Here is a 14,001-nt window from a genome sequence, read left to right on the forward strand (position 1 = left end):
ATACTAATGAGTGAAGTAAAATTGGTTGGAGCAAGTGCAATTAACATCCCGAACATGCCTTGGCAAGAAAAGCCTGCTGGCTACGAGAATCCGATTTGGAGACATAATGATAACCCGGTTATCAAAAGAAATCCTGCAAAAGGTGTAGCCCGTATTTTCAATAGTGCGGTTGCTGCGTATGAAGGCAGTTTTATTGGTGTATTTCGTGTAGAAGATAACACGACTCGTCCGCATCTGCGTATGGGACATAGTGTGGATGGTTTGGATTGGAAAATCGATGATGAGCCGATCCGATTTATAGATGAAGAAGGTAATCCTTATCAGCCGCGTTATGCTTACGATCCACGTCTGGTGAAGGTTGAAGATACATTTTATATTATCTGGTGTACAGATTTCTACGGCGCAGCTATTGGTGTAGCTAAAACACAAGATTTCAAAACATTTATCAGCTTGGAAAACCCATTCCTGCCATTCAACCGGAACGGCGTACTGTTCCCTAGAAAAATCAACAATAACTTCGTGATGTTGTCCCGTCCAAGTGACAGTGGCCATACGCCATTTGGTGATGTGTTCCTTAGTGAGAGCCCTGACTTCGTATATTGGGGAAAACACCGCCATGTAATGACCAAGGGTGGTCAAGGCTGGTGGCAAAGTGTCAAAATTGGTGGCGGACCAGCGCCGATTGAAACTACTGAAGGCTGGTTGATGTTCTACCATGGCGTAACTGGAACCTGCAACGGTCTTGTGTATAGCATGGGGGCGGTTATTTTGGATATCAATGAGCCCTCAAAAGTAAAATATCGCTCGAAAAACTTTGTATTAACGCCAGAAGAATGGTATGAGGAAAGAGGTTTTGTGAATAACGTCCTGTTCCCATGTGCCACACTGCATGATGCAGAAACCGGCCATATCGCCATTTATTATGGCGCTGCTGATACTTATGTAGGCGTTGCTTATACAACGGTTAATGAAATCGTCAACTATGTCATCGAAACTCATGAAGAGGTTGGCGATGATGCAGGTTTAGGCAAAATCTAGTTGGACTTAATAACCTATATTTGCAGAGAGCTTGCTTGTCCGGAGAATTGCGTAGCGTAGAGTTCGAAAGAAGTGTTGGGATTGGTGTTGTTAAGTGTGCTCAGTGCGGAGGTTGCCATGTGCGGCCTCCGTTCTGTTGCAGAATGTGCAACAGAACAACTCAATATTGCTTGTAATAGATAAGTAGCAGGTGAGGGGGAATTCGTCTCTGTTGGCGGCTTTGTCAGTCTGTTGCTTAGTTACTCTGTGGCTTGGTTACTCCATGGCTTTGCTACTCAATGGCTCTAACGTAAATAGTTGCACTCTGTGCACTTAAACTAACATTTCTTTGGTTACTAGGTGATATAGTTGCACTTTGTGCAACTGTATCAGCCAAGTAACCTTCAAAAGCTCCTTTTAATGTTTTTTAGTTGTACAAAGTGCAACTAAAAGGGGAAAAAGACATATTCCGCTGTAATAGCTGCACAAAGTGCAACTCTATGGCTCTGACGTAAATAGTTGCACTTTGTGCACTTAAACTAACATTTCTTTGGTTACTAGGCGATATAATTGCACTTCGTGCAACTATATCAGCCAAGTAACCTCCAAAAGCTCCTTTTGCCGTTTTTTAGCTGTACAAAGTGCAACTAAGAGAGAAAACACACATATTCAGCTGTAATAGCTGCACAAAGTGCAACTATCCAGCCAGAAGCTGTTACTGTGCCGATTATAAAGAAGTTAATGGGCAAGGTGGAAAATGTGGGTGTTGTGGAGGTAAGAGGAAGATAGCGGATAAGTGGAATGTGAGTGGTTGTAGAGGTAATAAGAAGGTAGTAGGTACGTGGAGTGTGATTAGTTGTGGAGGTAATAAGAAGATAGCGGATAAGTGGAATGTGAGTAGTTGTAGAGGTAATAAGAAGGTAGTTGGTACGTGGAATATGATTAGTTGTAGAAGTAATAAGAAGATAGCGGATAAGTGGAATGTGAGGGGTTGTAGAGGTAAAAAGAAGGTTATAGGCACGTAGAATATGATTAGTTGTGAAGGTAATAGGCAAGCAGCGAGTGAGTGGTGAATGTGGATCTGTTGGTGATTCTGCTACTCTGTTGCTTAGTTACTCTAGGACTTCGACGTAAATAGTTGCACTCTGTGCACTTAAACTAACATTTCTTTGGTTACTAGGCGATATAATTGCACTTCGTGCAACTATATCAGCCAAGTAACCTCCAAAAGCTCCTTTTACTGTTTTTTAGTTGTACAAAGTGCAACTAAGAGGAAAACACACATATTCAGCTGAAATATAGCTGCACAAAGTGCAACTATCCAGCCTCGGAGCTGCAATTAAACTATTCAGTCGCAGAAAACGCAACTAACCCATCCCACTATCCCGTCCCACTATCCCATCGCAAATATCCATACACCAACGGAAAACCCATATTGGGTTTTCCGTTTCTATCTAGCATAGTAACTGTAACGATGCTTCGCGGTTACGAACAGTAAGCGAACAATATCGTTACATAACTTAAGGAGGAACAATATTTTGGGAAGCGACATGAATTTGTCACAGTTAAAGGAATATAACGGAAGTAGTCCAAAGCCGGGTGATTTCGAGCAGTTTTGGGAGCGGGCATTACGTGATCTGGATGCACAGCCGCTGGATTATGAGCTGGAGCCGGCGGAGTTTGTCAGTGAGCTTGCGGAGTGTTTCCATTTGTATTTTACCGGAGTTGGCGGTGCAAGAATCCATTGCAAATATGTAAGACCGAAGAAAAACGTACATAAAAAAGGCCCCGGTGTAGTGATGTTCCATGGGTACTCCTGTGACAGCGGGGATTGGATGGAGAAGGTGGCTTATGCTGCCCACGGGATTAGCGTCCTGGCGATGGATTGTCGCGGACAGGGCGGCCTCTCCGAAGATAATCTTACCGTAAAGGGCACCACGATACGTGGACATATCATTCGAGGGATTGATGATCCTAATCCAGATAACCTTTATTATCGCAATGTGTTTTTGGATACGGCACAGACTGCCCGAGTTCTGATGTCTATGGATGAAGTTGATCCTGAGCGTGTAGGTGCCTTTGGACTATCTCAAGGTGGAGCGCTGACTGTCGCTTGTGCAGCATTAGAGCCTCGCTTAAAAATAGCCTTGCCTGTGTATCCCTTCCTTTCAGATTATAAACGTGCTTGGGAACTGGATATTACCACCTCAGCTTATGAGGAGATCAACTATTATTTCCGGTTTTTTGATCCCCATCATTTGCGTGAGGATGAGATTTTTAATAGGCTCGGCTATATCGATATTCAGAATCTTGCGGAAAGAATTCAGGCTAAAGTACTGTGGGTTACCGGGTTATCCGATACGATTTGTCCACCTTCAACTCAATTTGCCGCATACAATAAAATACTAGCGTCCAAAGAGCTTATGGTTTATTATGAGTACGGTCATGAGTATTTACCATATCTTGCCGATCGGGCGTTGGAATTGTTCATGACCTTGTAAGAGATAAGCCAGCAGGCATAACTGAAGACAACGGTGGTGAACAATTGATGAAGTCGCAAGCAAAAAAAGAAAAGGCGCATTTCCAGCTGCACCCTGCCAAATCGATTGGGGTGCGGCTTTTTCTCATCTTCTTCATCTCAACAATGGTGCTCGTTCTCTCACTTGGCTACATTTCCTATTCCGTAGCTGAGCAAACGATCGAGAATAACGCGCTGTCAGCCAATCAACAGACAGTCGTCCAAGCTGCAGAGAAGTTTGATGTTGAATTATTGCGTTATGAGGACGGCCTAGGAAGAATTCTTTACAACAATGAGATTCAGGATGCACTCAAACAAGGGAATAATTCCACTACAAGTAATGAGGAACGTAATTTGCAGTCTAACCAGATTAGCGCCGAGCTGAATGCCTGGCTGACCGCATCAAAGGGGGTAGAAGCTGTATACCTCATCCCGATGAATCAGGAAGTCCCCACTTCGTCAGCGGGATCAAAAGACAGCACTTTTATCAAGGGATTCAGAGAGTCCTCATGGTTCAAGCAGCTTGAGGAGCAACCGCAAACATTGTGGATTCCCCGAACAGAACAGGGGCAAGCCGGAAATACTTCGGGTATGTTTCATTTGGCACAATCGATAGCTGGGGATACACAAAGCCCGGGATACATAATTATCTGTGATATTAGAATTAGTGAATTAGAAAATCAGCTTCGTAAAGTTGATCTCGGACCCAGCTCTTACATGCAATTGCTGACGGATAAGGATGAATTGATCGCATCGTCCCAGCAAGTGGGAACAGATACTTATCTAAGTCTGGGAGGAACCCTTCTTCATGGTTTGGAGCATGAGGCTGGGTCATTGCCAACGAAGGATGAGAAAGGAAAATCCATTCTGGCTGTGTACGGGACGATGGAAAGCTCCAGCTGGAGATTGCTTGGTGTTGTTCCGGCTGAGAATCTTACGAAGGACGCCCTTCGTATTCTAAAAACTACATATATTATTGTTGCGGTGGCTGCTATTGTCGCCATTCTAATTGGTTACTGGATGTACAGAATGGTATCTAAACCCTTGACCCGGCTTAAAGATCTAATGTCTAAGGGGGCAGATGGAAATCTTGGAGTACGCACGGAGATTACCTCACGAGATGAAATTGGTCAGTTGTCGGGATCCTTTAATAGGATGATGGAACGGATCACAGAACTGGTAATCCATACTAATGAAACCGCTCGGAAGGTAATGGAAACTGCCGATGAGCTTAGTAGAGTATCGCGTAAGACAGCGATGGCAGCCAAAGAGATTGCCGCTGCAACAGAAGAAATTGCCGGAGGTTCAGGCAGCCTGGCTTTGGAGGCGGACCAGGGCAACGAGCTTACGGGGCAAATTTCGGTGCAAATGAACAAAGTGAACTCAGCTACGCATGAGATGGATCATACCGCACATAGTATCGGCGTGCTTAGTGAAGAAGGTTTTAATGAGTTGAAAGAGCTGCTTGGCAAGACCAATAAGACGGGCGATATGACGAATAAACTTGTGCTGAAAGTGAATGAGCTGCAAGACACCACATCATCAGTGATGAAGGTGCTTGATGTTATGCAGAATATTACACAGCAGACGAATATTTTGTCTCTAAATGCAACGATAGAAGCGGCAAGGGCAGGGGAGTCCGGCCGGGGATTTATGGTAGTGGCCGACGAAATACGCCAGCTTGCAGATCAGTCCAAAGATTCCATTGCTGTGGTGGCTAATATAACAGACACCATTATGAAGGATATGAACGAGACCGTAGGTGTTCTCTCGGAAGTAGCCCCTCTTTTTAATCAGCAGGTGACTTCAGTGGAGAGCACTAGCGATATCTTCGTATCTGTACAGGATCAGATGCGTCATTTTATTACACGCTTGGAATCTGTTGCTTTATCGATGGATAGCTTGAGCCAATCCCAAAAGGTGCTGTCAAATTCCATGGGCAATATCAGCTCCATTGCAGAGGAATCATCAGCAGCTTCGCAAGAAGTGGCTTCGCTTAGCGGGGAGCAACAAAGTGTGAGTGATCATTTAGTGGAGCTGTCTGAGCAGCTTGAGCATGCGTCCCGGCAGTTGCAAGAAAAACTGTCCAAGTTTAATTTGTAACCTTGCATAACCTCAGTAATTATTTTCAATACAAAGACCAGTCTCCAATTATTTGGGACTGGTCTTTGTGCTATTCAAAAGGTTATAAAATAGCTAACTAAGCATGAGTGTAAATAATCCAGCGGGTGGGACATAATAAAGGCTATGAACGTCAGTCAGGAGGAATGGGATTGCACAATAATGTCCACAGACGCATACTCGGCGGACTGATTATTTTATGTTCAGTGGTAGCCGTGTTGGTCCTTAGGCTGGCGTGGATTCAACTGTTTATGAAGGAACAGACGGTCCCTGGAACGAAATATACACTTGCAAAGATGGCGGAAATTCAAAGCGAACGGGAGACTGTATTGGATACTGGGCGGGGGCGCCTGTATGACCGAAAGAGTGAACCCCTTGCCGGGGAAACCATTTGGACGGCTGCTTTTTTTCCTCAAGAGGCGAAGGCTAGGAATACCGTGACGAAGGTTGTATACGAAGAAGCTGAGTCCATGCACCGATTGGCAGCTATCCTTGGAGTGAGTTATGAGCAATTGCTAAACAAGCGCTCTTCCCTTAAAGAACCTCTGCTTTGGCCATCCTCAGTGGGAAAAGGACCGCTCGCACTTACATCCGCACAAGCAAAAGAAGTGAGTGCGCTGGGGATCGACGGAGTAGGCGTGCTTCCCTTTGCTCGCAGATATGATGGAAATTCAACTGGACGGCAGTGGCTTGGATATTTATCGGAAGCGGTCCCAAACACTGATGGGAAGGCATCGCCATCGGGGCTGAGAATTCCGATGATAGGAACGGACGGGTTAGAAAAGACCCTGGAGCCGTTGCTTCGAGGCGTCGGGCATACTGAGGCATACGCTCAGGTTGATGCGCGCGGGCAACGTGTCCCGGGCAGTCCCATTCAAGTGCGGGCCCCGGGCAATCCGTATTATCCGCTGTCTTTATATACAACGATTGATAAAAAGCTTCAGGAACAAATAGAGGAGTTAGCTGTCAAAGCTGGAATGGAGGAAGGAGCCGTGGTGGTGTTAGACACCGGAACGGGAGATATTGAAGCCATGGTATCTTTACCTTTTTACGACCCAGAGAAGATATCCCCTGAAGGGGGAGAGTGGAATAACCGGGCGCTGCAGGCTGCTGTACCTGGATCAATCTTCAAAATCGTCACAGCAGCAGCGGCACTAGAAGCCGGGGTCACCTCAGCGGATGAGCTCTTCTATTGTTCAGGGCAATATGAGAAATATGGATTATCTTGTCTAAAAGGAAAAGGACACGGCGCCCTCACGCTGGCGCAAGGGTTCGCCGTGTCCTGTAATACAGTATTTGCTGCGCTGGCAGAGCGCTTAAGTGGGGCGCAGCTTCAAGCGACAGCACTCGCGCTGGGGCTCGGAAGAGATATTAGCTGGCAAGCGGAGAATACGCTTGGTTTTCCAGTTCTTAAGCCACTATCCGGTGAGCAGAAGGGGACGATCTTCACTTCTTTGCTGCCGGATGATCCAGGCGCCAGAGTGCAGACGGCCATTGGGCAGCGAGATGTGCAAGTGACACCACTTCAGGCAGCCAACCTGGTAGTGACGTTACTGCATGGAGGGGAAGTGAGAGCGCCAAGAATTCTCCAGCGTGTGACCTTTGCAAATGGTCAAAAGCTAGAGGATCTGCCGGGTCATCTTTCCCCTTCAACTGCAGGGAGGATCTCAGAATCTACAGCCCGCCAGCTGCTGTCCTGGATGCGTAAAGTTGTTACGGATGGAACCGGCACAAGTCTGCAGAGTACGAAATGGCCGGTTGCCGGGAAATCAGGTACGGCACAAACCCTTGTTAAGGGTGTGCCGCGTAACAATCAATGGTTTATCGGCTATGGGCCGGTGGATCATCCCAGATATGCTGTGTCGGTAGCGGTTGAGAACGTTGCTCCGGACAGTTCACATCTAGCGGTTAAGCTGTTTGGTCAAGTGTTGGATTTACTATCATCGGTTCCCTCTGGAGCTTGAGGTTCAGGTGGTGGCGCAGAGCTGGTATGATTGGAAGCTGGACCGTTAGCAGCAAAGGGCGAAACGATAAATTCCTCTTGCGGAAGATAGATCCAGCTCTGAAGATACCCTTGTTGAATCAGTTCTTTTATCAGAATAAGCAGAATCGGCGACAGGATCAGACCGGCCATACCGAAAGCAGATGTGGACAGAATGACGAACGACAGCATAAGGAAAGCTGAGGATACGCCAATCGAATTCCCGGTAATCTTCGGCTCAAGCAGCTGTCTAACAATTAGTACAATGGCAAGGAGAATAATTAATCCAATAGCCAGTGAAGTATTGCCCACGATGAACAAATAGATGATCCAAGGGACTAAAATTGTGGTCACGCCAAGAAGCGGCAAAACATCAAATACCGCGCAGACTAATGCCATTGTGATTTCGTTGCCGGTTCGCAGAATAAATAAGCCGACCAGAACTATGACAAAAGTAATGCTGATCAGAATAAGTTGTGCTTTTAAATAGGACCCGATGGCTTTAAAAACATTGCCTTGTAAAAAGGCAAAGGCGTTCTTAAAAGTTTTTGGCATTTTGTCATGCGCGATTTTACGCCAATCTTTGATCTCCATGCTAAGGAAAAATGCCAAAATGATGGCTATCCCGAAATTGGCCATGAAGGTGGAGAAGGAGCCAAGAATACCGGCCATATATTTTAGAAAAGTAATCAGCCATCCTGTTAGGACATCCGTGGCATCTTTAAAGTAGCCGTTGACCTTGTTCGTAATATCGGGTGGCAAGTTATCTATTTTTTGCTGCAGGTAGGTCGTGGTCTCCACAAAATGCTGCTGCACCACATATGTATATTTAGGGAGGTTCTCTTGGAAGTGAAGGGCCTGGAACGTAATCAGTAGACCGGCACCAAATAATGTACCTAACAGCACAATCAGAAAGAGCAACACTGAAATAGCGGAGGCGAAAGGTTTACCAAGACCACGGCGGTTCAAGAAGCGGGCCAAGGGTTCGATAAGCAAAAATACAAAAAAAGACAGGAATACAGGTGCAGCTAACTGATACAGTTTACTAAAGGAGAACATAATTAAATAAACCGTGAGGACAATTAATCCGATGTCAAAAAATGTGCGCCAATATTTTTTGTATAACGGCAGCATAGATATAAACAACTCCCTTTTTTTATAAGTGGATATGCCAGGTTGATTACATTGTACATGATTTTACTTTAAAAGCGTCTATTTCTTTGATACATGTGTTAAAATAGGGGGTAACGTTTTTTTTATTCTACTTCACTTGGCCGTTTCACAGGTTCTGCTTGCAGACATTAGGCGAGCCAAAGTCAACTCTGGAAAAGCGGGGAATTAATATGCAGACTTTGCTGCTCTGGTTATTTTACATCTCATCATTTTATGCTTTTATCCCTGGTATGATCAGCCGGATTTTTGGTTACCGTGTCTTTCGTAAAGGAACTGGGCGAAATGAATTCGCTCTGACCTTCGATGATGGACCTGATCCTCGATTTACACCATTACTGCTGGAATTACTGAAGAGGTATGATGCAAAAGCGACCTTTTTTGTAGTAGGCTCTAATGCTGAACGTTATCCTGATCTTATTCAGCGTATCCATGATGAGGGACATCTCATCGGGATTCATAATTATGTTCACAAGACGAACTGGCTCATGCGGCCAGCAACCGTCCGCCGGCAGATTCAACGTACGAATGATATTATTTATAATATTATTGGCGAACGCAGTACGTATTACCGTCCACCTTGGGGCATTGTCAATTTATTTGATATTTCCAAACGACGCCAAGTTGAAATTGTGCTTTGGTCGGCAATGTTTGGCGATTGGCGTGAGAAGCTCGGCGCCGAAAAACTTACTGAGAAGATGCTGGCCCGTCTAAATCCCGGGGAAGTGATGTTGTTGCATGATAGCGGCACAACGCTGGGTGCAGATGCGGATGCTCCAGGGAATATGCTGGTGGCTCTTGAGCAGACACTGGAGGAAGCCCGTAAACGGGGACTCCGCAGCATTCGGATTGACGAAATGATTAAGATGGCTGAGACGTCACCTATCCGGCGCTTATCTTTTGGTAAACGGGTGCTTGTAGGACTTTGGTTAGCTTGGGAACAGGTATTTCAAGCTCTTTTTCATCTCCAAACGATTACTCCGTCAGATCCTTTCCTGCATTATCGGATGCGGAAATATCAGGGCGAACCGGTTGAACTCGAGGGTGGAGAACTGCTGCGTAAAGGCGACAAAGTCATTGAGCTGCACATCGATAATAAACAGTTGTTCGAATTAGGAATTCATTCACGTTCTTCCGCTCAACTAGCGATTCGAATGATCCGCAGAATGGAAAAGGATCTGCCCATTCTTGCTGAGATCATTGCCAAAGATGTGGATCTTGCAGAAGCCAAAGCGCTTTACGGAGTCAGCATGATTAACCGGGGACCGGAGAAATTCGGCTTTACCGTACGCGATTTGCCGGATGGCTTATTCGCACGTTCCTCCAAATTTTACTTAAGGATCCTGTTAAGTGTGATTCATCCAGCAGGTGGGGCAAGGCTTAAAGAACGGAGCGAGGTCCTTGTGCCGAAGCTTATCCTGATGCCTGTCTCAGAGCTGCTCAAAAAGATGAATCAACAGCTGCCTCATCATCCGAAAACTGCAAAAAAACGTAAATCGCAACAGGAAGAATCGTTGTCACTTAATGATTCGGTTGCGGATGTAGAAATGCCAGGTGCGACAGTAACAAATTGATTCATGATCTTATTGATAAATATTTTACAGTGGACATGTAAAGAGATGTTCTACAATCCAGCGATGGGTTGTGGAACATTTTTTTTTGTTGGGCTAATTAAAAAAGAGCAGCCCGCCAGTAAAAATACTAAGGTGGGACTGCTCTTGCTTGTTTTAATATTCTTTTCTGCTAAAGGGATTAGATCTTCAGCACAGCGCCGTTACTTGCGTTGGTAACCATTTTGGAGTAACGAGCCAGGTAACCAGTTTTAACTTTAGGTTCGAATTCTTTCCAACCTGTACGACGAACTGCTAATACTTCTTCTTCAACCAGCAATTCAATCTTCCGGTTGTTGAGATCCAGCTCAATGATATCTCCATCCTCAACAAAAGCGATTGGACCGCCTTCAGCTGCTTCTGGAGAGATATGACCGATACTGATTCCGCGGGAAGCCCCCGAGAAACGACCGTCTGTAATCAGACCGACCTTAGCACCCAGCCCCATACCCACGATTTGTGAAGTAGGCGCCAGCATTTCCGGCATTCCAGGTCCGCCCTTAGGACCTTCATAGCGGATAACGACTACATGGCCTTCTTTAACTTTACCGTTGGCGATACCTTCCAGTGCAGCTTCTTGGGAATCAAAGCAAATCGCAGGACCTTTATGATATCCGCCTACTGAAGCATCAACTGCACCAACCTTGATGATAGAACCCTCAGGAGCCAGGTTTCCGTAAAGTACGGCCAGACCGCCTCTTTCGGAGTAAGGGTTGTCGATAGTATGAATTACGGAAGTATCTTGGATCTCGTGTCCGATTACGTTCTCGGCTAATGTTTTGCCGGTAACGGTCATACATTCCCCGAACAGAGCACCTGGTTTCTTCAGCAGTTCATTCAATACAGCACTAACGCCGCCCGCACGGTCCACATCTTCGATAAAGATATCAGAAGCTGGAGCCAGCTTAGCCAGATATGGAACACGGTTTGCAACTTCGTTAATGCGTTCAAGCGGATAATCGATACCTGCTTCTTGAGCTAATGCAAGGGTGTGCAGCACTGTGTTAGTAGAACCACCCATTGCCATATCCAGTGCAAATGCGTTATCAAGGGATTCTTTAGTTACGATATCTCTTGGTTTAAGATCCAGCTTAATCAATTCCATCAGTTGTGTTGCGGATCTGCGAACAAATTCTCTACGCTCATCAGCAACAGCCAAAATTGTACCGTTACCTGGCAATGCCAGTCCAAGTGCTTCTGCAAGGCAGTTCATGGAGTTGGCAGTGAACATTCCGGAACAAGATCCACAGGTTGGACAACCGAATTGTTCTAATTCAAGCAACTCTGCATCGTTGATTTTGCCGACTTGGTGAGCACCAACGCCTTCAAATACCGAGGTCAGAGAGAGCTTGTTACCTTTACTATCTACGCCGGCTTTCATTGGGCCGCCGCTTACGAACATGGTTGGGATGTTAACACGCAGTGCGCCCATCATCATGCCCGGTGTAATTTTATCACAGTTAGGGATGCAGACCATGCCATCGAACCAATGCGCGGAAACTACGGTTTCCAAGGCGTCAGCGATGATCTCGCGGCTTGGCAGTGAATAACGCATGCCGATATGTCCCATAGCAATTCCGTCATCTACGCCGATCGTATTGAATTCAAAAGGAACGCCACCAGCTTCGCGAATCGCTTCCTTAACGATTTTACCGAACTCTTGCAAATGCACATGCCCTGGAACAATATCAATATAGGAATTGCAGACCGCAATAAACGGCTTTCCGAAATCTTCTTCTTTTACTCCGGCTGCTCTCAGGAGACTACGGTGTGGAGCACGGTCAAAGCCTTTTTTAATCATGTCTGAACGCATTTTCTTGGCTGCCATAATGACATTCCCCCCTAAATGAATTTCAATCAAATATAGTGTCGCATTAACGCAATGAACTCCAAAGACCTGCGTATATACGGTTTATAGAAAGAACGGGGACCTGCTTCCTCAATAAGAAAAGCGATGCCGTTTCTATAAAAAAAGCCGCTGTTTTGGTATAAACAGTTACCGCCTAAAATGAACGGAGAAGTCATTGTTATTAGTGAGTCTATCACAAAGAGCACGTTTTTTCTACCGGACAATGTGAAGTTTGTCGATTGACGCAAAGCGTGGGAAGTGGAGGAAAAGCTCATTTTCGAAAGGAAAGTGCTTTATTTGGAAAATGGATCAGGGTTCGGATGTATCTATTTACCACTCTAGACAACTTTAGGAGAGCTGAGTATGATGGGAGTTATTATTTTATGGGAGGTGCTGGAAAATCGGGATTTGTGTATTATTATCGCCGCGGTGGATCGTTTTTACGGGGATGAAAAGCTAAGGAGGGAAAGGGAATGTCACAGCGTACAACTTATTTAAATCCAATTGTAGCAAGCTCAGGAGACCCATGGGTATTCAAACATACCGATGGCTATTATTACTTTATGGCCACAAAAGCTAAATGTCTGGAGCTGACGAGATCTAGAACCTTGACCGGCCTTGCGGAGGGCGACAAGAAAGTGATCTGGTCTCCCGAACCGGGGGGCAGCTACAGTTACAATCTGTGGGCGCCGGAAATTCATCATTTGGACAACAAATGGTACATTTACTACACTGCGAATGACGGAGGAGGCGACGATTCACGACGGATTTGCGTGCTGGAGAATGAAGCGGCAAACCCGCTGGAAGGGCAGTGGGTATGGAGAGGTGCTTTGCAGACACCTGTCCCAGGGTTGGATGGAACAGTAATGTCTTTGCGGGATCAGCTGTACTTTCTGTATGCGGGATATGGTCATTTCCCTGATTATGGGTCGGCTATTTACATTATGCGAATGAGTAATCCTTGGACCTTGGATGGGGAGCATCACCTGCTTACCGCTCCAACTCTGTCATGGGAGAAGCAAGGTGGCATGGCGATTAACGAAGGTCCGGTAATTTTGCGGCGCAACAATCGTATTTTCATGGTTTATTCGGCAAGTACGACTTGGTCTGAGGATTATGCACTAGGGATGCTAACCATGAGCGAAGCGGCAGATCCTTTGCAACCGCTGTCATGGGAAAAATCAATGTCGCCTGTATTTTGCAAAAGTGTAGAGAACGGGATTTTTGCCACGGGGCACAATAGCTTCACACGATCTCCTGATGGCAAGGAAGATTGGATAGTCTATCATGCGCTTCCTTCCGCTGGAGCGGATGTGTCTTTGCGAGCAACCCGTATCCAGAAATTTGGGTGGAAGGTGGATGGCACACCGGATTTTGGGGTTCCTTGTAGGGATACGCTTGCTCAGACCGTACCGTCGGGAGAATAAGAATAAAACAGAAAAACAAGATTGAAAAGGCCATTCATTACAGAAAAACTGTAATGAATGGCCTTTTCATGTAATGCAGATATTTTTATTCGCTGTCGATAATAATTGACGAAAAACGCCTGTGTTATAAGGGGTTTTTCGCCAAAATACAGGATGTTTAGTACGTTTTTTTAATAGGTTTGTAGATGGTGTAGCCATATATTTGTTTGAGAAAAGTTCGTAAGATTACAAAATTATTGTATGAAAGCGTTGACATATGGATTTTGGATGCTTATAATTCGATCTGAGATACAGAAAAACTGTATTAA

Annotated in this window: 8 protein-coding genes; 6 read left to right on the forward strand and 2 right to left on the reverse strand. The window is 45.5% G+C overall.

Translation table 11 applies throughout. The features are described 5' to 3' along the window. Positions 1–6: 6 nt before the first annotated feature. From NYE72_RS07890 to NYE72_RS07905, 4 genes are all read left to right on the forward strand, one after another. Positions 7–1,038 carry a glycoside hydrolase family 130 protein gene (locus tag NYE72_RS07890; protein ID WP_038569519.1) on the forward strand — a complete coding sequence of 344 codons (1,032 nt, stop codon included), beginning with the start codon at positions 7–9 and terminating at the stop codon, positions 1,036–1,038. Between the two features lie 1,517 nt (positions 1,039–2,555). Continuing rightward, entirely contained in the window at positions 2,556–3,518 is a 963-nt protein-coding gene (locus NYE72_RS07895) for an alpha/beta fold hydrolase (RefSeq protein WP_339211677.1), read from the forward strand. Positions 3,519–3,565: 47 nt separating this feature from the next. After that, positions 3,566–5,638 (forward strand): methyl-accepting chemotaxis protein, encoded by a 2,073-nt coding sequence (locus NYE72_RS07900; RefSeq protein WP_339211678.1) that lies wholly within the window; start codon positions 3,566–3,568, stop codon positions 5,636–5,638. A 164-nt stretch (positions 5,639–5,802) separates the two neighbouring features. Next, positions 5,803–7,620, forward strand: a complete 1,818-nt coding sequence (locus NYE72_RS07905) for a penicillin-binding protein 2 (RefSeq protein WP_339211679.1) — start codon at positions 5,803–5,805, stop codon at positions 7,618–7,620. Here NYE72_RS07905 and NYE72_RS07910 read toward each other — a convergent pair. Next, positions 7,578–8,771: an AI-2E family transporter gene (locus NYE72_RS07910; protein ID WP_339211680.1), complete on the reverse strand. Its 1,194-nt coding sequence runs from the start codon at positions 8,769–8,771 to the stop codon at positions 7,578–7,580. The genes NYE72_RS07905 and NYE72_RS07910 overlap by 43 nt on opposite strands. Before the next feature lie 209 nt (positions 8,772–8,980). Here NYE72_RS07910 and NYE72_RS07915 point away from each other — a divergent pair, with 209 nt between their 5' ends. Next, entirely contained in the window at positions 8,981–10,381 is a 1,401-nt protein-coding gene (locus tag NYE72_RS07915) for a polysaccharide deacetylase family protein (RefSeq protein WP_076192865.1), read from the forward strand. 178 nt (positions 10,382–10,559) lie between these two features. Here NYE72_RS07915 and ilvD read toward each other — a convergent pair whose 3' ends face one another. Then, positions 10,560–12,245 (reverse strand): dihydroxy-acid dehydratase, encoded by a 1,686-nt coding sequence (gene ilvD / locus NYE72_RS07920; protein ID WP_036680967.1) that lies wholly within the window; start codon positions 12,243–12,245, stop codon positions 10,560–10,562. 494 nt (positions 12,246–12,739) lie between these two features. Here ilvD and NYE72_RS07925 point away from each other — a divergent pair, with 494 nt between their 5' ends. Next, positions 12,740–13,693 (forward strand): glycoside hydrolase family 43 protein, encoded by a 954-nt coding sequence (locus NYE72_RS07925; RefSeq protein ID WP_339211681.1) that lies wholly within the window; start codon positions 12,740–12,742, stop codon positions 13,691–13,693. Positions 13,694–14,001 lie beyond the last annotated feature (308 nt).

It is taken from the genome of Paenibacillus sp. FSL L8-0333 (assembly GCF_037965665.1).
In the GTDB taxonomy this organism is placed as follows: domain Bacteria; phylum Bacillota; class Bacilli; order Paenibacillales; family Paenibacillaceae; genus Paenibacillus_AQ; species Paenibacillus_AQ odorifer.

Excerpts from the sequence above, each read along its gene's own strand:
- NYE72_RS07910 (WP_339211680.1), bottom strand. The coding sequence starts at position 8,771 with ATGCTGCCGTTATACAAAAAATATTGGCGCACATTTTTTGACATCGGA.
- NYE72_RS07905 (WP_339211679.1), top strand. The coding sequence starts at position 5,803 with ATGGGATTGCACAATAATGTCCACAGACGCATACTCGGCGGACTGATT.
- NYE72_RS07915 (WP_076192865.1), top strand. The coding sequence starts at position 8,981 with ATGCAGACTTTGCTGCTCTGGTTATTTTACATCTCATCATTTTATGCT.
- NYE72_RS07890 (WP_038569519.1), top strand. The coding sequence starts at position 7 with ATGAGTGAAGTAAAATTGGTTGGAGCAAGTGCAATTAACATCCCGAAC.
- NYE72_RS07925 (WP_339211681.1), top strand. The coding sequence starts at position 12,740 with ATGTCACAGCGTACAACTTATTTAAATCCAATTGTAGCAAGCTCAGGA.
- ilvD (WP_036680967.1), bottom strand. The coding sequence starts at position 12,245 with ATGGCAGCCAAGAAAATGCGTTCAGACATGATTAAAAAAGGCTTTGAC.
- NYE72_RS07900 (WP_339211678.1), top strand. The coding sequence starts at position 3,566 with ATGAAGTCGCAAGCAAAAAAAGAAAAGGCGCATTTCCAGCTGCACCCT.